Genomic DNA, 20678 nt, shown 5'->3' with positions numbered 1-20678 from the left:
TCGCCTCTTTGTCCGGTCTTCAGGCCGGGTCGGTCAGAACATCTGGCTCGGGTCGAAATTGAACTGGACGTCGGCCCAGGCTTCATACTTGTCGGCCGGTGCATTGAAGGGGGCGCAGCGCATCACGGCGCGGCGCGCGGCATCGGCCGCCGCCCGTTCGGCCATCGACGAGCCACGACCGGATACGATCTCCGGATTGCCGTCGAGCGCGCCGGACGGGTCGAGCTTCAACCGGATCGAGACGACCATGTTCTCGGCCTCGGCCGCGCCGACCGGCGGGTTCCAGCAGCGCGAGACCTGGCTGCGCAGCGAATCGATCTCGGATTGCGACAGCACCGCGCCCGTCGTCTGGCGGCCGCCGAGCGAAGCCTGCTCGGTCGAGCGCTGCGCGCCGCCGCCCTGCGCCCGGTCGCGATTCAGGAGGGCGGCGATCTCGTCCTCGTTGAACTGGCTTTCCTCGCTCGACTGCTGCGCCTGTCGCTGCTGCTGCGCGGGGCGTTCGGGCTCGCGCTGCGGCTCGGGACGGGTCGCCTGCTGTTGCTGCGGTTGCGGACGCACCTGCGGGCGCGGGGCGCTCGCCGGCAACTGCACCAACTCGCGCGGCTGCTCCTCGGCGATGGCCGGTTCCTCGGCGGGTTCCGGCATCGCTTGTTCGATAGGCGCGGGCTCCGGCTCGGCCTCCGCTTCCTGGGGTGGAGGCGGCGGCGTCGGCTCGGGTGCCGGGGCCGGCTCCTGAACGGGCTCGGGCGCGGGCGGTTCTTCGGCCGGCGGCGGGGCGGATGCGGTGTCGACCGGGCGGTTGCCCGGCACGGCGGCGGAATTGGGCAGGTCGACCTGGTTGTCGCCGATGTTCTGTGCGTTGTCGACCGGCGCTTCCTCGGTGGTCGGCTCGGGCGCAGGCGTTTCGGAGACGGGGGCGGTGCGCTCGCCCTGGACGCTCTGCGAGATTTCGGCGAGCGGCACCATCTCGACCGGGAAGGATTCGAAATTCGAGCTTTCAAGCGGACGCGGCGAGGACAGGCTGACCAGTCCCGCCCCGATGAGCACGACATGCATGGCCACGGATGTTGTGAGGCCGGCCTTCATCGTTTCGCTCAGCTATCCTCGGGCAGGGTGACGAGCCCGACATTGCGGTAGCCGGCGCCGTTGATGCGGCCGAGCACGCGCATGACCATGGCATAGTTCGCAGCGCCGTCCGCGCGCACATAGATGCGCTCGTCATAGCCGGTGGTGGCGACGGCCTCGAGGGTCGGCACGATGTCGTCGATCGCGATCTCGGTTTCCTGGAGATAGACCTGGCCGTCGGCATTGACCGAGACGGTGATCGGCGTCGTTTCCGAATTCAGCGCGCCGGCGCGCGATTCGGGCAGGTCGATCGGGACGCCGACCGTCAGCAGCGGCGCTGCGACCATGAAGATGATCAAGAGCACCAGCATGACGTCGACGAAGGGCGTGACGTTGATCTCGGAGACGAGCGAATGGCGCCTGCCCCTGCGTCTGGTGCGTCCGCCGCCCGACTGTCCGACTGCCATGCCCATGGTGAAGCTCCCTTGCCGCGATCAGGCCGCTGCCGCGCGCGGCATGACCTTTTCATCGATCTGGCGCGAAAGAATGGCGGAGAACTCGTCCGAGAACCCTTCCATGCGCGCGGCGAGCTTGCCGGCGTCGGCCGACAGTTTGTTGTAGGCGATGACGGCGGGAATCGCCGCCAGCAGTCCGAGCGCCGTCGCCAGAAGCGCCTCGGCGATGCCCGGCGCGACGACGGCGAGATTGGTCGACTGCGACCCGGCGATGGCCTGGAACGACGTCATGATGCCGACGACGGTGCCGAAAAGGCCGATGAAGGGGGCGGCCGAGCCGATCGAGGCGAGATAGCCGAGACGGCCTTCCAGCCCTTCCATCTCGCGGGTGATGGCGAGGTCCATCGCCTTGTCGATGCGGGTCTGCAAGCCGATCGGGGATTTCGCGCCCTTCTCGAAGCTCTTCTTCCATTCGCGCATGGCCGAAACGAAGACGGCGCCCATGCCGGTCGTCTTGCGGTCGGCGAGGGTGCGGTAGAGTTCTTCCAGCGACTGGCCGGACCAGAACACCTGCTCGAAGCGGTTCAGCGAGGCGTCCATGCGCTTGTAGGCGATGATCTTGTCGATGATGATGGCCCAGGTCCATATCGAGGCCGCGATCAGGCCCAGCATGACAAGCTTGACGACCCAGCCCGCCTGCCAGAACAGCGCCCAGATCGAATGATCGCCGCCCGGTGCGGCCAAAGTCACGGTTTCCATGGTCCCAACGTCCTCATCACGAGTCCGGACGGCTCGTTGCCGCCCTTCCTCCAGGTGCGCCTGTCAGTTGTTCATCGATTGCGTGCCGGCCTCGACCCCACGGCACCATGATCGGCCTTGTTCAAGCCAAATTTGGTGAAAGGAAGGCGCATGACGTTATCGACGATTTTCATCGTCTTGTTCATGCGCCGTTAGGGTTAAGGAAGCGTTTAGAGCGGCGGGGGATCAGGCGGGTTCGGACCCTCGAGGCAGGAAAGCTGTCAACCATTCCTTCGGGAAACGGCGCGGCTTTCCGGCCTCGGAAACAATCGCCGCCTCGACGCGCGCGGTAACGAGCAAGTCGTCGCCCCGCTTCAGTTCCTGCGCCATGTAGATGCGCGCGCCAGAAATCTTCTCGGTGCGGGTGTCGATGGTCAGGATGTCGTCGATCTTGGCCGGGCCGCGAAAGTCGATCTCCATGCGCTTGACCACCCAGACAAGTTTTTCGCCATGCTTGCCGTCGGCAAGCTCGGTGTGGTGGACGCCGGCAAGGCGCAGGAAGTCGGACCGGCCGCGCTCGAAGAATTCGAGATAGCGCGCATGGTAGACGACGCCGGAGAAATCCGTGTCGGCGTAGTAGACGCGCGCGTGGATGCGGTGGCCGAAGGGGGTGAGTTCGCCGGCGAGGGCGGTGATGGCGGCGCTCAACGTTTACTCATCCTCGAACAGGCTCGTCTGCCGCACGGCCAGATCGCGTGGCGCCTCCAGCCCGAGATGGCGCCAGGCATTGGCGGTGAGCATCCGGCCGCGGGGGGTGCGCTGGATGAAGCCCCGCTGGATCAGATAGGGCTCAATGATGTCCTCGATGGCGTCGCGCGGCTCCGAAAGGCCGGCGGCGATGGTCTCGATTCCGACCGGGCCGCCGCCGAAATTGGTCGCGATCATCGAGAGATAGCGCCGGTCGAGATTGTCGAGGCCGAGCGCGTCGACCTCGAGGCGGGTCAGCGCGGCGTCGGCGGTCTTGCGGTCGACGATTTCGGCGCCGGCGACGGAGGCGAAGTCGCGCACGCGGCGCAGCAGCCGGCCGGCGATGCGCGGGGTGCCGCGGGCGCGGCGGGCGATCTCGACCGCGCCGTCCTCGCTCATGGGCAGCGACAGGATGCGCGCGCCGCGGCTGACGATCTTCTCCAGTTCCTCGACGGTGTAGAAATCGAGCCGGACCGGGATGCCGAAACGGTCGCGCAGCGGGTTGGTGAGGAGGCCGAGCCGCGTCGTCGCGGCGACCAGCGTGAAGCGGGCGAGATCGATCTTGACGGAGCGGGCCGCGGGGCCCTCGCCGATGATCAGATCGAGCTGGAAATCCTCCATCGCCGGATAGAGGATTTCCTCGACCGCAGGGTTCAGGCGGTGAATCTCGTCGATGAAGAGGACGTCGCGGTCTTCGAGGTTGGTGAGAAGCGCGGCGAGGTCGCCGGCCTTGGCGATGACCGGGCCGGAGGTGGAGCGGAAATTGACGCCGAGCTCGCGCGCCATGATCTGCGCCAGCGTCGTCTTGCCGAGGCCGGGCGGGCCGACGAAGAGGACGTGGTCGAGGGCCTCGCCGCGGTTTTTCGCCGCCTCGATGAATATCTTGAGATTCGCGCGCGCGGCGGCCTGACCGACGAAATCGTCGAGCGCTTGCGGGCGCAGCGTCGTGTCTACGTCCTCGCCGCGCTTTTCCGGGGTGATCAGGCGCGGGGCGGTGCTCACGAGAGGAGTTCCATGGTGGGAAGCCGCCGGGCGGCCTTTCTGCCAAACGTTACCGTTGACGTGCAGCCGTCATCGGCGTTCGCAAGGGCTATAAGCGCGTCGACGATATAGACATTGTCCTCGACCGCCCGTGCGAGCGCTTCGGTAACGACGTCCTCGCGTTCGATCAATATGTCGCGGGCGCCTATCATCGCGCCGATCAACGCGAAAACTCGATCCCAGCCGTAATTGTAGGTCTTTGTCAGCGCCCAGACGAACTCGATGAAGACGACCATCGAGATGTAGGCGGGGCTTTCGCCGGTCCGCTCTGCGAAAAACCGCGAAGCCGCCGCGTGCTGGCTGGCATCGTCCGCAACATAAAGCCGGAGCAACACATTGGTGTCGACGCCGATCATTCGAGCCCACGCATCCCACTATCGGCGGCTGCCGTTGCGATGCCCATATCGATTTCTTCCAGTGTCTTGGGACCGGATGGAGGTGGCCCGAGAATGCCGATCAAATCCAACGCCCTGAGGTTTTTCGCCTTCAGTTCCACCTTGCCGTCCTTAAGAGCGTAGACGATCCGGTCGCCAGGGTTGAGGCCCAGATACTCTCTAACCTCGGCTGGGATGGTCGTCTGGCCCTTGGATGTTAGTCGCGAGTAATGACCCATGACGTGGCTTCTCAATTCCTTACATTCCGAGGATAGTAAGGAAATTGACTTTATACAAGGCGTTCACCGTGCCAGTTCCTTCAACCCCAGCCGGATCAGCGTCGACGAATCGGGGTCCTCGCCTGCTGTCTTGAGCGCGGCGGATACGGCGTTGGCGGCGATGTCGCGGGAATAGCCGAGATTGACGAGGGCGGAGACGGCATCAGTGATCGGCGCGGGAGCGACGCCTTCTCCGAGTTCCTGCCTGAGGCCGATCGTGCCCGTCGCCTCGCCGGCATAGGCCGGGGCCTTGGTGCGCAGTTCGGTGACGATTCGCTCGGCGACTTTCTTGCCGACGCCGGGCGCGCGGGCGACCATGGTGATGTCGCGCAACGCTATCGCGTTGGCGAGTTCGGACGGGGTGAGGGTGGAGAGGACCGCGAGCGCGACCTTGGCGCCGACGCCCTGGACATTGTTCTGCAAGAGCCGGAACCACTCGCGCTCGAGATGCGACCTGAAGCCGTAGAGCCGGAGCATGTCCTCGCGGACATAGGTCTCGATGAAGAGCGTGACGGCTTCGCCGGCGCTGATGCCGGCCAGGGTGCGCGTGGAGCAGTAGGCTACATAGCCGACGCCGTGGACGTCGACGATGCAGTGATCCTCGGCGATCTCGTCGACGGTGCCCTTCAGCTTTCCGATCATGTGCTCACCCCGCCGCCGCTGCTGCCATCGCAAGCCGGCCGGTCACGCTCTGTCGGTGATGGGCGTGGCAGATGGCGATGGCGATGGCGTCGGCCGCGTCATCGGTGTCGAAGGTCGCGCGCGGCATCAGCACCTTGACCATCATGTGGATCTGCTTCTTGTCGCCGTGGCCGACGCCGATCACCGACTTCTTGACGGCGTTCGGCGCGTATTCGGCGACGTGCAGACCGCCGCGGGCGGGAACGAGCATCGCGATGCCGCGGGCTTGGCCGAGTTTCAGCGTCGCGGTCGCGTCCTTGTTGACGAAGGTCTGCTCGACCGCCGCCTCGACGGGCATATGCGCGTGGATGATCGCTTGCAGTCCGTCATGCAACTGGCAAAGCCGCGAGGCGAGGTCCATGTTCGCATCCGAACGGATGGTGCCGGAGCCGACGAAGCGCAGCGAATTGCCGATGGCGTCGATGATGCCCCAACCAGTGCGGCGTAGGCCCGGATCGATACCGATGATGCGAATCGTCTCTGCCATGGAGTCCCCGTCTTTCATGTCCGCTATGACATGAAAGCGTGAACAAAGCAGCAACGAAATTGTGATCCAACTGCATTTGTGCAACGCCGGACGCAAGCGCGCCGGCTGCAAAATGCTCAGCGCCCGAATGCGGTCTTCAGCAGGGTGATCTGATCGGAGACGGGATTGACGGCGCGGCGCTCGAAGCTGTCGTCGGCGCCGTAGACCTCGCCGTCCATGCGGCGCACGAGCGCCTGGAGGCGCAGCGAGCGGTCGACGAGATCGCGGAACGATGCCGGCAGTTCGCCCCAGGACTGATCGGTGTCGAAGGCGGAGGCGGTGTCGAGGCGGACCTTGGATTTTTCGGCGGCGACCTGATCGCGCGTCATCTCGCCGGAATTGGCGGCGCGCTGGAGGAGGAGCCAGGAGGCGATCTGCATCAGGCGGGTGGTCAGTCGCATCGATTCGGCGGCATAGAGCGTGGCGGCGATACGGGACAGCGACTTCGCCTCGATCCGCCCCTGGCCGTCGAGATATTCCGCAGCCTCCTCGACGAGGTGCATTCCTTCGCCGTAAAGCTTCTTGAACGAGCCGGAGAAAACGCGGCGTTCCGCCAGATTGATCGTCGCGGCCTGGCCGCTGCCGGCTTCCATTCTCATCAATACGCCTCGAACATCCTGATTTGCGCGCCTTCGCGACCGACAACGGCGCGGCGGAGCCAGAGGTTCCACACATTGCCGCAGGTCACAAGAACGACCATGCGCCTTGTCCACCACCGGGGCAACCGGATGTTTAACAAAGGGTTAACGCCGCGGGTGCGGCGCGGCGTCCAAAAGGCGAAAAAAAGAGCCACGGGAAGCGCGGCTCTCAGGAGTTTAACAGGGAGGCGTCAAACGAAGTGGTCCAACCACTCGGTAAGAATCCAGAAGACTGGATGGAGACAGTAATGACCCATAAAGCTTAACGAAGCGTAAATTTCGATGAAAATTCGCTGAAAAATGTCCCGTTTTGACCGATCACCTTAAAGATTGCGCGCCATTTCGCGCAGACGGAACTTCTGGATCTTGCCGGTCGACGTCTTCGGCACCTCGCCGAAGATCACCGTGCGTGGACATTTGAACCGCGCCAGCAATGCCCGGCAATGGGCGATTATCTCGTCCTCGCTCGCCGCGCGGCCCGGCTTCAGTTCGACATAGGCGACCGGCGTCTCGCCCCATTTGTCGTCGGCGCGCGCGACGACGCCGCAGGAGGCAACGGCTGAATGCTTGTAGAGCGCGTCCTCGACCTCGATCGACGAGATGTTCTCGCCGCCGGAAATGATGATGTCCTTGGAGCGGTCCTTCAACTGGATGTAGCCGTCGGGGTGCATGACGCCGAGGTCGCCCGAATGAAACCAGCCGCCGGCGAACGCCTCGTCGCTCGCCACGGGGTTCTTGAGATAGCCCTTCATGACGATGTTGCCGCGGAACATGACCTCGCCGATGGTCTCGCCGTCGGCGGGCGTGTCCTGCATGGTCTCGGGGTCCATGACGGTCAGGCCCTCGAGCGCGGCGTAGCGCACGCCCTGGCGTGCTTTTTTCGTCGTCCGCGGTCCTTTATCAAGCGCGTCCCAGCCGCCCTTCCATTCGTTGACCACGGCGGGGCCGTAGGTCTCCGTCAGGCCGTAGAGATGGGTGACGGCGAAGCCGGCTTCCGCCATGCCCGACAGAACGGCCTCGGGCGGCGGCGCGGCGGCGGTGTTGAACGTTACCTGCTGCGAGAAGTCGCGCTTGTCCTTGTCCTCGGCGTTGATGAGCGTTGCCATGACGATCGGCGCGCCGCACAGATGGGTGACGCCGTGATCGGCGATGGCGTCGTACATCGCCTTCGCCCGGACCCAGCGCAGGCAGACATGGGTGCCGGCCTGGACGGCGAGCGTCCAGGGAAAGCACCAGCCATTGCAGTGGAACATGGGCAGCGTCCACAGATAGGCGCCATGCTTGCCGAGCCCGGCATGGATTGTGTTCGCGTAGCACATCAGCGCGGCGGAGCGGTGGCTGTAGACGACGCCCTTGGGATTGCCGGTCGTGCCGGACGTATAGTTGAGCGAGATGGCGTCCCATTCGTCATCGGGCATCGACCAGGCGAAATCCGGGTCGCCGCCGGCGAGCAAATCCTCGTAGTCCTCCGCGCCGATGCGCTCGCCCTTCGGATAGGGCGCGTCCTCGGCATAGTGAGGGTCGTCGAAGTCGACGACGAGCGGCTTGACCGAGGCGAGCGCGAGCGCATCCGCCATGACCGCCGAAAACTCGCGGTCGACGATCAGCACCTTCGTTTCGGCATGGTCGAGCTGGAAGGCGATGGCGGCGGCGTCGAGACGTGTGTTGAGCGAGTGGAGAACGGCCTTGACCATCGGCACGCCGTAATGCGCCTCCAGCATGGGCGGCGTGTTGGACAGCATCACCGAGACCGTGTCGCCCTTGCCGATGCCACGGGCAGCGAGAGCCGAGGCGAGACGCAGGGAACGTTCCCAGAAGGTCTTGTATGACGTGCGGCCGGCGCCATGAACGATGGCGAGTTGGTCCGGAAAGACTTTGGCGGCGCGCTCCAGGAAGGTGAGCGGCGTCAGCGGCTGGTGGTTGGCGGGGTTCTTGCCGAGATGCTGCTCATAGGCGTTCATGCTGGTCATATCCTCCCTGTCGACGCGACGAGAAGAGCCGGAGCGGCGCTATCCGTCAAGAAGGGCGGACAGTCCGTCCCAGATCAGCTTGAGCGCGACGATGAAGACCATCGCATACATGAAGGGGTAGAAGACTTCCGCGCGCATCCGCCGGACGATCCAGGCGCCGGCAATGGTGGCGAGCGGGGCGATCGGCATCAGCACGGCCGATGCCGTCAGGTTCGCGGCGTCGAACTGGCCGAGCGCGAAATAGGGCACGAGCTTCACCGCGTTGACGATGGCGAAGAAGATGACGCTGGTGCCGACATAGATGCGCGGCGCCTGGCCGAGCGCCAGCGCATAGACCTGATAGGGCGGCCCGCCGGCATGGGCGACGAAGGAGGTGAAGCCGCTGACGGTGCCCCAGAACGTGCCGCGCGCGACGGAGTGGCCGGCGCGGTGCTCGGAGCCGGCCATGCGGGTGACGAACCAGCGCAGGAAGAAGGCGAGCGCGACGATGCCGACGATTAGGCGCACCATCGCCTCGGTGACGAAAGCCGCCGTCAGCCAGCCGATGGCGATGCCGAGAATCGCGCCCGGCAGCATGATGCGCAAAGTCGGTCCATCGCGATTGCCGCGCCACAGCCAGAGCGAGACGATGTCCATCAGGATGAGGATCGGCAGCAGGATGGCCGCTGCCTGCACCGGCGGCACCACCAGCGCCATCAGCGGCACGCCGATCAGCGCCGCGGCGCCGCCGAGTCCGCCCTTCGACAGGCCGACGAGCAGGACGGAAGGGATGGCGGCGGCGTAGAACCAGGGATCGGTCAGCAAGGCGCGGGTCTTCGTGGCTTCTGGTCAAGTCGTGTCGCATGGCTTATGCCGCAATCACAACAAGATCGCGCGCCAAATCGGCGGGTCACGTCCAAGAGAGTGCAATGCCAGACGCAAGCTTCAATCGCTGCCGCCTCGTCCTGATCGCGCCACGTTCGGGCGATGCGCGCCCCGCCATCCTGTCCGCGCTGGCCGGCGGCGACGTGGCCTCGGTGATCCTGCCGCAGGGGGAGCGTTCAGAGCAGGACTACCTCGCCTTCGTCGAAAGCGTGACCCCGGCGATCCAGGAAAAGGGCGTCGCCGTCATCGTCGAGGGCGACGCGCGCGTCGCGATGCGGGCGAAGGCCGACGGGCTGCATTTCGAAGGTTCGAAGGCCGATCTCGCCGACATGATCGAGCGCCATGGCAACAAGATCATCGTCGGCACCGGCGGCGTGAAGACGCGCGACGACGCGCTGGAACTGGGCGAGACGCAGCCCGACTACATGTTTTTTGGCCGGTTCGGCTACGACGGCAAGCCGGAGGCGCATCCGCGCAACCTTTCGCTCGGAGAGTGGTGGGGCGAGATGGTCGCGGTGCCTTGCATCGTCATGGCCGGTTCGTCCGACGAGAGCGTGGCGGTCGTGGCCGGGACGGGCGTCGATTTCGTCGCCGTCGAAGAGGCGGTGTTCGCCCATGACGACCCCGCCGCGCGGGTCACAGCGCTGAACGCGCTCCTCGACGAAAGGGCGCCGCGTCTCGATGAGGAATGATCGGCTTTTCGCGCTCCTGATTCTCGCCGCGCTGGCCACGCCCGCGCCCGCGCAGGATGGCGGTCAGGTGACCGGTCCGCAGGCGTCCGAAGTCGCGCCCAGCCGGTTCGGCGGGCGTGAGCCCGACCAGGCTTACGGTGCCTATCAGCGCGGGCTCTACATCACGGCGCTGAAGCTCGCGCTGCCGCGCGCCGAGGCCGGCGACAAGGCGGCGCAGACGCTGGTCGCGGAGATATATGCGCGCGGGCTCGGCGTGCGGCGCGACGGTGCGGAGGCCGCGCGGTGGTATGAGGCGGCGGCCGAACAGGGCGTTCCCGAGGCGCAGTTCCAGACAGCCCTGATGCTGATCGACGGCGAATTCCTGCCGCGCGACCGTACGCGCGCCTACGAACTGATGCAGGCGGCGGCCGATGCGGGCAATCCGATGGCGCAGTTCAATTTCGGGCAGATGATGATCGACGAGGCGGGCAACGAGGCCGACGAGCGCGAGGCGCAGGTCTATTTCGAGCGCGCGGCGCGCACGGGCCTGCCCGACGCGCAATACGCGCTCGCGCTTATGCTGATCGAGGGTGAGGAGCCGGACTTCGACGCGGCGCGCACCTGGCTCGCCCGCGCCGCGCAGCAGAATTTCGACACGGCGCAAGTGGAACTCGGCTCCTGGCTGGTCGAGGGCATCGGCGGGACCCGCGACATGGAGGCCGGTTTCGGCTGGATCGAGCTTGCGGCGACGGGCGGGAACGTCGCGGCGCGCAACCGCCTCGCCAAGCTCTACTGGGCCGGGATGGGCGTCGAGGGCGATCCGATCGCGGCCGCCGCCTGGTACATGCTGGCCAAGCGCGAGGGTCTCGTCGATCCGGTGATGGAGGACCACCTTGCCGGCCTCACCGAAGCGGAACTCGACGAGGCGGGTTCGCGCATGGCGCAACTGGAGCAGGGCGGTTCGCGGCCGGCGGGGTTGCAGGAGGCGGGGAGCGCCGAGGCGGGCTCCGTCGAAGAGAACGATGCGCAAGATCAGCCTTAGCCTTGCCTGACGCGGCGTTTTATGGTCTTGGAAGCCGCAATTGCGGCCTGCACGGCCTTTTCCCCATTTTGCGAAAGACGATCATGGCGAAGATCAACGGCAACGAAATCCGTCCCGGCAATGTCATCGAACACGATGGCGGGCTGTGGGTCGCGGTCAAGACCAACGCGGTGAAGCCCGGCAAGGGCGGCGCCTACAACCAGGTCGAACTCAAGAACCTGATCAACGGCACCAAGCTCAACGAGCGCTTCCGCGCCGCCGAAACGGTGGAGAAGGTCCGCCTGGAGCAGAAGGATTTCTCCTATCTCTACGAGCAGGGCGAGGCGCTGGTCTTCATGGACCAGGAAAGCTACGAGCAACTCGAACTCGACAAGGATTTCGTCGGCGAGCGCGCCGCATTCCTGCAAGACGGCATGATCGTGACGGTGGAGCTCTACGAAGAACGCCCGATCGGCATCGCGCTGCCCGACTACGTCACCTTGACCATCGCGGAAGCCGATCCGGTCGTCAAAGGCCAGACCGCGGCCTCGTCCTACAAGCCGGCGGTAATGGAAAACGGCGTGCGCGTCATGGTGCCGCCCTTCATCTCGTCGGGCGAGAAGATCGTCGTCGATACCAACGAAATCACCTACGTGCGCCGCGCCGATTGAGCCGGCATAGCCGGTCCATAGCGGCCTGCAAATGGCAAGGTCCTGCGCTTCCGGTGCTCACGTACTGATGTACGCTCCGCTCCGGTTCTCGGGACCTCACCATTTTCGGCACGCTCTGAACCGGCTCTCCTCGCCTCAATGCCTTCTCCGGCGAGGCAGCGAAAAGGACAATAAAGAATGGCACGCTCCGCACTTCTCAACGTGATGGTCCAGGCCGCGATGAAGGCCGGGCGGTCGCTGTCGCGCGATTTCGGCGAGGTGCAGAATTTGCAGGTCTCGCTGAAGGGGCCGGGCGACTATGTCAGCCAGGCCGACCGCAAGGCCGAGGAAATCATCCACGCGGAACTTTCGCGGGCGCGGCCGGGCTATTCCTTCCTGATGGAGGAGCGCGGCGCGATCGAGGGCGATGACGGCCAGCACACCTGGATCGTCGATCCACTCGACGGCACGACCAACTTCCTGCACGGCATCCCGATCTTCGCCATCTCGATCGCGCTCGAGCGTCAGGGCCAGATCGTCGCGGGCGTCGTCTACAATCCGGCGATGGACGAACTCTACACCGCCGAGCGGGGCGGCGGCGCCTTCATGAACGACCGGCGGCTGCGCGTTGCGGGACGTTCCAGGCTTTCCGACTGCGTCATCGCCACCGGCATCCCGCATCTGGGGCGCGGCCATCACGGCAAGGCGCTGGTCGACCTGCGCAACGTGATGGGCGAAGTCTCCGGCATCCGCCGCATGGGCGCGGCCTCGCTCGACCTCGCCTATGTCGCCGCCGGCCGCGTCGACGGCTACTGGGAAGACTGGCTGTCGGCCTGGGACATGGCGGCGGGAATGCTGATCGTGCGCGAGGCGGGCGGCTTCACCTCCGACCGAACCGGCGGGCAGGACATCCTGTCGGGCGGCTCGATCGTCGCCGGCAACGAAGTGATCCACAAGGCGCTCCTGAAGACGCTCGCGAAGCCGGTTTGATCCTGTAGGGCCGGCCCCGGTCATCCCCGGCATTTGAGCGCCCGCGTTCTTTCAATTTCGCCATGATTGCGTTTACAGTCGTGATCGATTGAAATGCGGCACGAATCCGGGGCGCAAGGCATGGCCTTTTTCAGAACCCTGGGAGCGGACAGCGCGGCCGAGGATGCGGACTACGATCCGCGTGGCCTGTCCAGCCCCCAGGTCTTTCTCTTCTCGATGATGATTTTCCTGGCGATCGTCGGCTTCATCGCCGCCATCCTCTATCGCCAGATCTCGTCCGCCTTCCAGACCAATCCGGGGCTCAACGGGCTCATTCTCGGGGTGCTGATGATCGGCATCCTGCTGGCCTTCGGGCAGGTCGTCCGGCTTTTCCGCGAAGTCAAATGGGTGAACTCGTTCCGCGCCGGGTCGGCCGAGACCGAGCCGGTTCTGCTCGCGCCGATGAGGACGCTCCTGTCGCGCTCGCAGAGCATGGCCCTGTCGACCTCGTCGCTGCGCTCGATCCTCGATTCGATCGCCACGCGCCTCGACGAAAGCCGCGACATCTCGCGCTATCTGATCGGCCTTCTCGTCTTTCTCGGCCTGCTCGGCACGTTCTGGGGCCTGCTTGCGACCATCGGCTCGATCGGCAGCACGATCCAGTCGCTCGACCCGGCTTCGGGCGATGCCAATGACGTTCTGAATTCGCTCAAGTCGGGCCTCTCGGCGCCGCTCGAAGGCATGGGCACCGCATTCTCGTCCTCGCTTTTCGGCCTGTCCGGGTCGCTGGTGCTGGGCTTTCTCGACCTTCAGGCCGGCCGCGCGCAGAACCGCTTCTACATCGAACTGGAGAACTGGCTGTCCTCGGTCACCGATCTCGGCTCCGACATGGCGGGCATCGATCCGTCCAAGGCGGGTTCGGCCGAAGAGATCAAGGCGATGTCGGAACAGTTGCGCACCCTTCAGGAGCAGGGCGGCGGATCGAGCCCGCGCGTGGCGGCGGCGATGGCCAATCTTGCCGACGGCATTTCGGGCCTCGTCAAGAACATGCGCTCCGAGCAGCAGATGATGCGCGACTGGGTGGAAAGCCAGGCGGCCGAACAGCGCGAATTGCGCGCCACGCTCGACCGCATCGCCGGCGCCCTCGAACAGCAGGACAAGAACTGACATGGCGCTCGCGCGCGGCAGGCGCAGCCAGCGCAATGTCGACTACTGGCCGGGCTTCGTCGACGCCCTGTCGACGCTGCTGCTCGCCATCATGTTCCTGTTGTCGGTGTTCGTCCTGGCGCAGTTCCTGCTGTCGCAGGAGATCAGCGGGCGCGACCAGGCGCTGATCCGCCTCAACGCGCAGATCAACGAACTGACGCAGTTGCTGGCGCTGGAGCAGTCGAGCAGCCAGGACATGGAGGATGCGCTGTCTTCGCTGCGGGCCTCGCTCGCCGATGCCGAGGGGGAGCGTTCGCGATTGCAGCAGCTTCTCGATGCAGGCTCCGGCGCGGGCGCCGAGGCGCAAGCGCAGATCGGTTCGCTGTCGGGCGCCCTCGACGAGGAACGGCAGGTCTCGCAGCGCGCGCTGTCCCAGGTCGAGCTTCTCAACCAGCAGATTGCGGCGCTGCGCAGCCAGATCGGCGCGCTCGAAGCCGCGCTCGACGTTTCCGAGGCGCGCGACCAGGAATCCAACGCCAAGATCGCCGATCTGGGACGCCGGCTGAACGTCGCGCTCGCCCAACGTGTGCAGGAACTGAACCGCTACCGCTCGGATTTCTTCGGGCGCCTGCGCGAAATCCTGTCGGACCGCGACAACATCCGCATCGTCGGCGACCGTTTCGTCTTCCAGTCTGAAGTGCTTTTTCCGACCGGGGCCGACGTTATCAACCCGGCGGGGCAGGAGGAGATGGCAAAGCTCGCGACCGCCATCCTGGACCTTCAGCGCGAGATTCCGCCGGAGATCAACTGGGTTTTGCGCGTCGACGGCCACACCGACAATGTGCCGCTTTCCGGAACCGGACGCTTCCGCGACAATTGGGAACTGTCGGCGGCGCGCGCGATCTCGGTCGTCAAGTTCCTCGTCGACCAGGGCGTGCCCGCCGAACGTCTGGTCGCGGCCGGTTTCGGCGAATTCCAGCCGCTCGACGAAACCGACACGCCGCAGGCGCGCGACCGCAACCGCCGCATCGAACTGAAGCTCACCGAAAGATAGCCGCAACGGAGGCACGGGCATGGATTGCGACGTGATCATCGTCGGGGGCGGGCTTGCCGGGCTGGTCGCGGCGGCCGAACTCGGCGACCGCGGCAAACGCGTCGTGATCCTCGAACAGGAGGGCGAGAACGCGCTCGGAGGACAGGCTTTCTGGTCGCTCGGCGGGCTGTTCATGGTCGACACGCCCGAACAGCGGCGGCTGAGAATCCGGGACAGCCACGCCCTCGCGCTCTCCGACTGGATGGGGTCGGCCGGGTTCGACCGCGTGGAGGACCACTGGCCGCGCCGGACTGCCGAAGCCTATGTCGACTTCGCCGCCGGGGAGATGCGAAGCTGGCTCCACCAGATGGGAATGCGCTGGTTTCCCATCGTCGGCTGGGCCGAGCGCGGCGGGGCGCTTGCCACCGGGCACGGCAATTCGGTGCCGCGCTTTCATTTGACCTGGGGAACCGGGCCGGGCGTCGTCGCGCCGTTCGAGCGGCGTGTGCGGGAACATGTCGCCGCCGGGCGGATCACGCTGAAATTCCGTCATCGGGCGAGCCGGCTTGCCAGGACCAACGGCACCGTGACAGGCGTTGCAGGCGAGATTCTGGCGCCGTCGACCGTCGGACGGGGTGAGAAGTCGTCACGCGACATCGCCGGCGCGTTCGAACTGTCGGCGGGCGCGGTGATCGTCGCCTCGGGCGGGATCGGCGGCGATTTCGATCTGGTGCGCAAGAACTGGCCGGTCGAGCGCCTCGGGCCTGCGCCGCAATCCATGGTCGCCGGCGTGCCGCACCATGTCGACGGACGGATGATCGGCATCGCGCGCGAGGCGGGCGCGGCGGTCATCAACGAAGACCGGATGTGGCACTATACGGAGGGCCTCAAGAACTGGTCGCCGATCTGGCCTAACCATGGCATCCGCATCCTGCCCGGCCCGTCCTCGATGTGGTTCGACGCCCATGGCGCGCGGCTCGAGCCGCCATCCATGCCGGGTTTCGACACGCTCTCGACGCTGAAGCGCATCCTGTCGACGGGTCGCGACCATTCCTGGTTCGTGCTGACGCAGAAGATCATCGAGAAGGAATTCGCGCTGTCGGGCTCGGAGCAGAACCCGGACCTAACCTCCGGCGAGTGGTTGCAGGTGGTCAGGAGCCGGCGCGGCAAGGGCGCGCCGCCGCCGGTCGAGGCGTTCAAGCGCAATGGCGAGGATTTCGTCGTCTCCTCCTCGCTCGGCGAACTCGTCGCAGGCATGAACCGGCTCGTCGGCGAGGATCTGATCGACCATGACCGGCTCGAGGCGCAGATCGCCGCGCGCGACCGTCAGATCGACAACCCCTTCGCCAAGGACGCGCAGGTGACCGCCATTCGCGGCGCGCGCGCCTATCTCGGCGACCGGCTGATCCGAACGGCCAGACCGCACAAGATCCTCGATCCGAAGAACGGGCCGCTGATCGCGGTGCGCCTCAACATTCTCACCCGCAAGACGCTCGGCGGCATTCACACCGATCTCGACGCGCGGGTGCTGGACGGATCGGGCGAGCCGATTGCCGGGCTCTACGCGGTCGGAGAGGCTGCGGGGTTCGGCGGCGGCGGGTATCACGGATACAATGCGCTGGAAGGCACGTTTCTCGGCGGCTGCATCTTTTCGGGCCGCGCCGCAGGGCGCAAGGCAGTGCAATGAACGCGACCAGGGACAATTTCATGCAACTGACCAATAGCGACATCGCTGAACTGACGGCCTGGCGGCGCAAGCTGCACGAGCAGCCGGAAATCTCGGGCGAAGAGGAAGAGACGGCGCGCGAGGTCGTGTCGTTCCTGACGCCGACCGAGCCCGATGAAATCCTGACTGGGCTCGGCGGGCATGGCGTCGCCGTCGTCTATGACAGCGGCAGGCCGGGGCCGACCGTGCTTTTCCGCTCCGAGACGGACGCACTGCCGATTGAGGAACTGGGCGACGTGCCACACCGCTCGAAAGTGCCGGGCAAGTCGCATATGTGCGGCCATGAGGGGCATACGACCATCCTCGCCGCCCTCGGGCGTCAACTCGGGCGCAAGCGGCCCGCCAAGGGCCGCGTCGTGCTGATGTTCCAGCCGGCAGAGGAAACGGGCGCGGGCGCGGCCGGCGTCGTCGCCGATCCGCGTTACGATGCGATCCTGCCTGATTTCGCCTTCTCGCTGCACAATCTGCCCGGAACGCCGCTCGGCCATGTGCGGCTGAAGGAAGGCGTCGTCAATTGCGCCTCGCGCGGAATGCGGATCGTGCTCACCGGCAAGACTGCGCATTCCTCCATGCCCGAGACCGGCACCTCGCCGATGCCGGCGGTGGCCGAACTGATGCCGAAGCTCGCCGCGCTCGGCGGGGGACGGTTCAGTGAAGACGATTTCGCGATGGTGACGGTGACCCATGTCTCGATGGGCGAGGCGGTGTTCGGCATCGCGCCGGGCCGTGCCGAAGTCTGGGCGACGCTGCGCACCCGTCTCGACGAGCGCATGGCCGATCTCGTCGCCGCTGCCGAGGCGCTGGCGAAGGATGCTGCCGGGCGAGCAGGGCTCGGGTGCGAAATCGACTATCACGAGATCTTCGTCGCCAGCCTCAATGCGCCGGAGGCCGTCTCGCATCTGCGCGCGGCGATGGATGCGGAAGGCATCTCGCATGACGAGGCCGAACTGCCGATGCGCGCGTCTGAGGATTTCGGCCATTTCGGACGGCGGGCGAAATCGGCGATGCTGTTCCTGGGCGCCGGCGAGAACCACCCGCAGCTTCACAATCCGGACTATGACTTCCCGGACGACCTGATCCCGATCGGGGCGCGGATTTTCATGCGCACGGCAAGGAATCTGCTGGGGTAGATTGGACGATGGGCTCAGGTTGCCGCCTCGATCAGCCTCGCCTTGGCGAGATCCTTGGGTCGGCCGAACATGCGCAAGATGTCGATCTGTTCGCGGAGCGTTGGCAGGAAAATCGAATGCCCGGCGATTTTCAGTTCGACACGCGTGGCCGGACGAACAGGAAGCCACCCACCACTGGCGTAAACGTGAAGGTCGCCCATCGTCTCTATCGGAAGGCAGCCGGGGAGCCTGACGCGGACATAGGGGTGCGACCTGAACTGCCCGCCGGGATATGAAGCGCCGGAAGCGACCTGCCAGTGATCAAGAAGTTTCAAAAGTGTCGCCGATGATCCGAGAACGTCGACATCTTCGGGCTTGACGCCTTCGATTCCCGATGCGGCAATCGCGGCACTGCCAATAATCCACCAATCATCATGTCCGACAGGCGCAGCTTCCGCCACCTCGACAAGGGCTTGGCACAACTGTGGGTTCATCATTCCGCAGCTTTTCTGAACGCCTCGGCGCCAACGTCGAATTGCAGGCTGGCGAGGTGGGCGTAGGTGCCGCCCTGACGCACGAGGCTTTGATGCGTGCCCGTTTCGACGATGCGGCCCTGGTCCATGACGAGGATGCGGTCGGCCTTGAGGACGGTCGCCAGCCGGTGGGCGATGACGAGCGTGGTGCGGCCTTCCATCAAGCGCTCCAGCGCGGCCTGCACCAGCGTCTCGCTTTCGGCGTCGAGGGCTGAAGTGGCTTCGTCGAGAAGCAGGATCGGGGCGTTGCGCAGGATGGCGCGGGCAATAGCGACGCGCTGGCGCTGGCCGCCGGAGAGCGTCACGCCGCGCTCGCCGAGCTCGGTGTCGAAGCCGGCGTCGAGATTGCGGATGAAGGTCTCGGCGTGGGCGTCGCGGGCGGCGGCCTCGATCTCGGCGCGGGTCGCATCCGGGCGGCCGAAGCCGATATTCTCGGCCGCCGTCGCGGCGAAGATCGTCACGTCCTGCGGCACGATGGCGATGCGCGCGCGCAGATCGTCGAGCGCGACCTCGCGGATGTCGACGCCGTCGACGAGGATCGCACCGGCGGACGGATCGTAGAAGCGCAGGAGCAGAGAGAAGATCGTGCTCTTGCCGGCGCCGGACGGGCCGACGATGGCGACGGTCTCGCCGGGCTGGACGGTGAAATCGAGCGACCGGATGGCCGACTGGCCGGGCCGGACCGGATAGGCGAAGGACACGTCGGAAAAGACGACTTCGCCGCGCGGCGGGACAGGCAGCGGGGCCGGGTTCGCGACCTCGGCGACGTGCGGCTCTTCGGCCAGGAGTTCGGTCAGCCGCTCGGCCGCGCCGGCAGCCTGGCTGAGTTCGCCCCAGACCTCGGACAGCGCGCCGAGCGCGCCGGCGGCGAAGACGGCGTAGAGCAGGAACTGCGACAGCGTGCCGGGGCTCATCTCGCCGGTCAGAACGTCGCGCGAGCCGAACCACAGAACGCCGACGATCGACGAAAAGATCGTCAGGATGGCGAAGAAGGTGAGGAAGGAGCGGGCGAAGACGGAGAGACGCGCGGCTTCGAAGGCTTCCTCGACGGCGCTGGAATAGCGGCCGGTGACCAGGGCCTCGTTGGTGAATGCCTGGAGCGTGCGCACCGAGCCGATCTGCTCGCTCGCATAGGCGGTGGCGTGGGCGAGCGTGTCCTGCGCGTGGCGCGACTTCGCTCGCACCGAGCGGCCGAAGGCGACGAGCGGCAGCACGATCAGCGGAATGGCGGCGATGACGAGGCCGGAGAGCTTGGGGCTGGTGACGACCATCATGGTCAGCGCGCCGGTGCCGAGGATGACGTTGCGCAGCGCGACGGACGCGGTCGCGCCCATGGCAGACTTGATCTGCGTCGTGTCGGCGGTGAGGCGCGAGACGATCTCGCCGGACTGGACCGTGTCGAAGAAGCCGGGCGACAGGCGCGCGACATGGGCGAAGACGTCGCGGCGCACGTCGGAGACGACACGCTCGCCGAGCGTGATGACGAAGTAGTAGCGCCCGGCCGAGGCGGCGGCGAGCACCACCGCGATGACGATGAGCATCGAGAAGTAGTTGGCGATGAGCTGGTCGTCCGAACCGGTGAAGCCGTGGTCGATCATCCGGCGCACGGCGAGCGGCAGCGTCAGCGTGGTCAGCGCCGCCAGCGACAGAAAGAACAGCGCGCCCGCGACCTTGCCGCGGTAGCGCAGCATGTAGGGCAGCATGGTGCGCAAGGGGCGAAGCGAGCGCCGGCGGGCTTCGGCTTCAGCGTCTGCGGGTCTCATCGCGTCCTCGACAAGCGCGCGGCGCTGATTTCGCCGGCGCGCTCTTGTGATTCAATTTCGGCTCCTGTATAGGCCAGCCGACGTTTTTCGAAGCCGTAGACCCTGACGGTCGCCGCTTCAAGTGCCCGGAGCGGGTGCAATCGCCGCAGGCATTGGCTCCGTGCTCCCGATCGAGACATTAGGACAAGACCGATGAAAGCCGATATCCATCCCGACTATCACACGATCAAGGTCGTCATGACCGACGGCACCGAGTACCTGACGCGCTCCACCTGGGGCAAGGAAGGCGACACGATGAACCTCGACATCGACCCGAGCACGCACCCGGCGTGGACCGGCGGCAACCAGTCGATGCTCGACCGCGGCGGCCGCGTTTCCAAGTTCAAGAACAAGTTCGCCAATCTCGGTATCTAAGCCGGACGCGAATACTGGTTGCGAAGAACCCGCCCGCGTGGCGGGTTTTTTGTTGCCCGCTTCCGGCCTGATTGTCACTTCACGCTGCGAAACGGAGGTGAGGCGATGAAGGACGAATACGGCATCGTCGCGACCGGCATGGCTATTGGAGTGCCCGTAGGCGTCGCGATCGGCGTTATGCTCGATACTGTGGGTGTCGGGATCGCGATAGGTATCGGGCTTGGCGCGGCGGGCGGTCTTGTCTGGTTCTTGATGAAAAAATAGAA

Annotated in this window: 24 protein-coding genes; 10 read left to right on the top strand and 14 right to left on the bottom strand. The window is 65.8% G+C overall.

The window, feature by feature from the left end; all coding sequences use genetic code 11:
- Nucleotides 1-33: 33 nt before the first annotated feature.
- The 12 genes from PZ895_RS06810 to PZ895_RS06755 all read right to left on the bottom strand — a co-directional run bounded on the left by PZ895_RS06810 (nt 34) and on the right by PZ895_RS06755 (nt 9317).
- Nucleotides 34-1086: a hypothetical protein gene (locus PZ895_RS06810; RefSeq protein ID WP_275838261.1), complete on the bottom strand. Its 1053-nt coding sequence runs from the start codon at nt 1084-1086 to the stop codon at nt 34-36.
- A gap of 8 nt (nt 1087-1094) precedes the next feature.
- Nucleotides 1095-1538 carry a biopolymer transporter ExbD gene (locus tag PZ895_RS06805; protein WP_275838260.1) on the bottom strand — a complete coding sequence of 148 codons (444 nt, stop codon included), beginning with the start codon at nt 1536-1538 and terminating at the stop codon, nt 1095-1097.
- A gap of 21 nt (nt 1539-1559) precedes the next feature.
- Nucleotides 1560-2279 (bottom strand): protein TolQ, encoded by a 720-nt coding sequence (gene tolQ / locus PZ895_RS06800; RefSeq protein ID WP_275838259.1) that lies wholly within the window; start codon nt 2277-2279, stop codon nt 1560-1562.
- 225 nt (nt 2280-2504) lie between these two features.
- A complete protein-coding gene (gene ybgC, locus PZ895_RS06795) occupies nt 2505-2966 on the bottom strand; it encodes a tol-pal system-associated acyl-CoA thioesterase (protein WP_275838258.1) in 462 nt (153 codons plus the stop codon).
- 3 nt (nt 2967-2969) lie between these two features.
- Nucleotides 2970-4007, bottom strand: coding sequence for a Holliday junction branch migration DNA helicase RuvB (ruvB, locus tag PZ895_RS06790; protein ID WP_275838257.1), 1038 nt, complete (start codon nt 4005-4007; stop codon nt 2970-2972).
- Nucleotides 4004-4402: a PIN domain-containing protein gene (locus tag PZ895_RS06785; RefSeq protein WP_275838256.1), complete on the bottom strand. Its 399-nt coding sequence runs from the start codon at nt 4400-4402 to the stop codon at nt 4004-4006. The genes ruvB and PZ895_RS06785 overlap by 4 nt, the downstream gene beginning before the upstream one ends.
- Complete coding sequence (locus PZ895_RS06780) at nt 4399-4659, bottom strand: type II toxin-antitoxin system PrlF family antitoxin (protein ID WP_275838255.1); 261 nt, start codon at nt 4657-4659, stop codon at nt 4399-4401. Before PZ895_RS06780 ends, PZ895_RS06785 begins: the two co-directional genes overlap by 4 nt.
- Before the next feature lie 63 nt (nt 4660-4722).
- Entirely contained in the window at nt 4723-5340 is a 618-nt protein-coding gene (ruvA, locus tag PZ895_RS06775) for a Holliday junction branch migration protein RuvA (RefSeq protein ID WP_275838254.1), read from the bottom strand.
- A gap of 4 nt (nt 5341-5344) precedes the next feature.
- Nucleotides 5345-5866, bottom strand: coding sequence for a crossover junction endodeoxyribonuclease RuvC (gene ruvC / locus PZ895_RS06770; protein ID WP_275838253.1), 522 nt, complete (start codon nt 5864-5866; stop codon nt 5345-5347).
- A 116-nt stretch (nt 5867-5982) separates the two neighbouring features.
- Nucleotides 5983-6498 (bottom strand): DUF1465 family protein, encoded by a 516-nt coding sequence (locus tag PZ895_RS06765; RefSeq protein WP_275838308.1) that lies wholly within the window; start codon nt 6496-6498, stop codon nt 5983-5985.
- Nucleotides 6499-6866: 368 nt separating this feature from the next.
- The gene (locus PZ895_RS06760) at nt 6867-8504 is read right to left on the bottom strand and encodes an acyl-CoA synthetase (protein ID WP_275838307.1); all 1638 of its coding nucleotides are present in this window, start codon (nt 8502-8504) and stop codon (nt 6867-6869) included.
- 48 nt (nt 8505-8552) lie between these two features.
- On the bottom strand, nt 8553-9317 hold the full coding sequence (locus PZ895_RS06755; RefSeq protein WP_275838252.1) for a sulfite exporter TauE/SafE family protein: 765 nt from the start codon (nt 9315-9317) through the stop codon (nt 8553-8555).
- Between the two features lie 104 nt (nt 9318-9421).
- On the opposite strand from PZ895_RS06755, the gene PZ895_RS06750 reads away from it, so the two are divergent.
- From PZ895_RS06750 to PZ895_RS06715, 8 genes are all read left to right on the top strand, one after another.
- Nucleotides 9422-10069, top strand: coding sequence for a thiamine phosphate synthase (locus tag PZ895_RS06750; protein WP_275838251.1), 648 nt, complete (start codon nt 9422-9424; stop codon nt 10067-10069).
- Nucleotides 10059-11090, top strand: coding sequence for a tetratricopeptide repeat protein (locus tag PZ895_RS06745; RefSeq protein WP_275838250.1), 1032 nt, complete (start codon nt 10059-10061; stop codon nt 11088-11090). Before PZ895_RS06750 ends, PZ895_RS06745 begins: the two co-directional genes overlap by 11 nt.
- An 83-nt stretch (nt 11091-11173) precedes the next feature.
- Nucleotides 11174-11740, top strand: coding sequence for an elongation factor P (gene efp / locus PZ895_RS06740; protein WP_275838249.1), 567 nt, complete (start codon nt 11174-11176; stop codon nt 11738-11740).
- 177 nt (nt 11741-11917) lie between these two features.
- On the top strand, nt 11918-12709 hold the full coding sequence (locus PZ895_RS06735) for an inositol monophosphatase family protein (protein ID WP_275838248.1): 792 nt from the start codon (nt 11918-11920) through the stop codon (nt 12707-12709).
- Between the two features lie 120 nt (nt 12710-12829).
- Entirely contained in the window at nt 12830-13855 is a 1026-nt protein-coding gene (locus PZ895_RS06730) for a MotA/TolQ/ExbB proton channel family protein (RefSeq protein ID WP_275838247.1), read from the top strand.
- Nucleotide 13856: 1 nt separating this feature from the next.
- The gene (locus tag PZ895_RS06725) at nt 13857-14888 is read left to right on the top strand and encodes a peptidoglycan -binding protein (protein WP_275838246.1); all 1032 of its coding nucleotides are present in this window, start codon (nt 13857-13859) and stop codon (nt 14886-14888) included.
- A 19-nt stretch (nt 14889-14907) separates the two neighbouring features.
- Complete coding sequence (locus PZ895_RS06720; RefSeq protein ID WP_275838245.1) at nt 14908-16554, top strand: FAD-binding dehydrogenase; 1647 nt, start codon at nt 14908-14910, stop codon at nt 16552-16554.
- Between the two features lie 20 nt (nt 16555-16574).
- Nucleotides 16575-17723, top strand: a complete 1149-nt coding sequence (locus PZ895_RS06715; RefSeq protein ID WP_275838244.1) for an amidohydrolase — start codon at nt 16575-16577, stop codon at nt 17721-17723.
- Between the two features lie 14 nt (nt 17724-17737).
- On the opposite strand, the gene PZ895_RS06710 is transcribed toward PZ895_RS06715, so the two are convergent.
- Both PZ895_RS06710 and PZ895_RS06705 read right to left on the bottom strand, forming a co-directional pair.
- The gene (locus PZ895_RS06710; protein WP_275838243.1) at nt 17738-18199 is read right to left on the bottom strand and encodes a hypothetical protein; all 462 of its coding nucleotides are present in this window, start codon (nt 18197-18199) and stop codon (nt 17738-17740) included.
- A complete protein-coding gene (locus PZ895_RS06705) occupies nt 18196-19998 on the bottom strand; it encodes an ABC transporter transmembrane domain-containing protein (RefSeq protein WP_275838242.1) in 1803 nt (600 codons plus the stop codon). The genes PZ895_RS06710 and PZ895_RS06705 overlap by 4 nt, the downstream gene beginning before the upstream one ends.
- A 192-nt stretch (nt 19999-20190) precedes the next feature.
- On the opposite strand from PZ895_RS06705, the gene rpmE reads away from it, so the two are divergent.
- On the top strand, nt 20191-20412 hold the full coding sequence (gene rpmE, locus PZ895_RS06700; protein ID WP_252926873.1) for a 50S ribosomal protein L31: 222 nt from the start codon (nt 20191-20193) through the stop codon (nt 20410-20412).
- Nucleotides 20413-20517: 105 nt separating this feature from the next.
- Entirely contained in the window at nt 20518-20676 is a 159-nt protein-coding gene (locus PZ895_RS06695) for a hypothetical protein (RefSeq protein WP_275838241.1), read from the top strand.
- The last annotated feature ends 2 nt before the right edge of the window (nt 20677-20678 follow it).

Source organism: Mesorhizobium sp. YIM 152430 (genome assembly GCF_029210365.1).
In the GTDB taxonomy this organism is placed as follows: domain Bacteria; phylum Pseudomonadota; class Alphaproteobacteria; order Rhizobiales; family Rhizobiaceae; genus Aliihoeflea.
This window is presented reverse-complemented; position numbering and strand designations above follow the sequence as displayed.

Bases quoted from the DNA above. Each gene is read 5' to 3' on its own strand.
- PZ895_RS06810 (WP_275838261.1), bottom strand. From the start codon at position 1,086: ATGAAGGCCGGCCTCACAACATCCGTGGCCATGCATGTCGTGCTCATC.
- PZ895_RS06805 (WP_275838260.1), bottom strand. From the start codon at position 1,538: ATGGGCATGGCAGTCGGACAGTCGGGCGGCGGACGCACCAGACGCAGG.
- tolQ (WP_275838259.1), bottom strand. From the start codon at position 2,279: ATGGAAACCGTGACTTTGGCCGCACCGGGCGGCGATCATTCGATCTGG.
- PZ895_RS06785 (WP_275838256.1), bottom strand. From the start codon at position 4,402: ATGATCGGCGTCGACACCAATGTGTTGCTCCGGCTTTATGTTGCGGAC.
- PZ895_RS06780 (WP_275838255.1), bottom strand. From the start codon at position 4,659: ATGGGTCATTACTCGCGACTAACATCCAAGGGCCAGACGACCATCCCA.
- ruvA (WP_275838254.1), bottom strand. From the start codon at position 5,340: ATGATCGGAAAGCTGAAGGGCACCGTCGACGAGATCGCCGAGGATCAC.
- ruvC (WP_275838253.1), bottom strand. From the start codon at position 5,866: ATGGCAGAGACGATTCGCATCATCGGTATCGATCCGGGCCTACGCCGC.
- PZ895_RS06765 (WP_275838308.1), bottom strand. From the start codon at position 6,498: ATGGAAGCCGGCAGCGGCCAGGCCGCGACGATCAATCTGGCGGAACGC.
- PZ895_RS06760 (WP_275838307.1), bottom strand. From the start codon at position 8,504: ATGAACGCCTATGAGCAGCATCTCGGCAAGAACCCCGCCAACCACCAG.
- PZ895_RS06750 (WP_275838251.1), top strand. From the start codon at position 9,422: ATGCCAGACGCAAGCTTCAATCGCTGCCGCCTCGTCCTGATCGCGCCA.
- PZ895_RS06745 (WP_275838250.1), top strand. From the start codon at position 10,059: ATGAGGAATGATCGGCTTTTCGCGCTCCTGATTCTCGCCGCGCTGGCC.
- efp (WP_275838249.1), top strand. From the start codon at position 11,174: ATGGCGAAGATCAACGGCAACGAAATCCGTCCCGGCAATGTCATCGAA.
- PZ895_RS06735 (WP_275838248.1), top strand. From the start codon at position 11,918: ATGGCACGCTCCGCACTTCTCAACGTGATGGTCCAGGCCGCGATGAAG.
- PZ895_RS06730 (WP_275838247.1), top strand. From the start codon at position 12,830: ATGGCCTTTTTCAGAACCCTGGGAGCGGACAGCGCGGCCGAGGATGCG.
- PZ895_RS06725 (WP_275838246.1), top strand. From the start codon at position 13,857: ATGGCGCTCGCGCGCGGCAGGCGCAGCCAGCGCAATGTCGACTACTGG.
- PZ895_RS06720 (WP_275838245.1), top strand. From the start codon at position 14,908: ATGGATTGCGACGTGATCATCGTCGGGGGCGGGCTTGCCGGGCTGGTC.
- PZ895_RS06715 (WP_275838244.1), top strand. From the start codon at position 16,575: ATGCAACTGACCAATAGCGACATCGCTGAACTGACGGCCTGGCGGCGC.
- PZ895_RS06710 (WP_275838243.1), bottom strand. From the start codon at position 18,199: ATGATGAACCCACAGTTGTGCCAAGCCCTTGTCGAGGTGGCGGAAGCT.
- PZ895_RS06705 (WP_275838242.1), bottom strand. From the start codon at position 19,998: ATGAGACCCGCAGACGCTGAAGCCGAAGCCCGCCGGCGCTCGCTTCGC.
- rpmE (WP_252926873.1), top strand. From the start codon at position 20,191: ATGAAAGCCGATATCCATCCCGACTATCACACGATCAAGGTCGTCATG.
- PZ895_RS06695 (WP_275838241.1), top strand. From the start codon at position 20,518: ATGAAGGACGAATACGGCATCGTCGCGACCGGCATGGCTATTGGAGTG.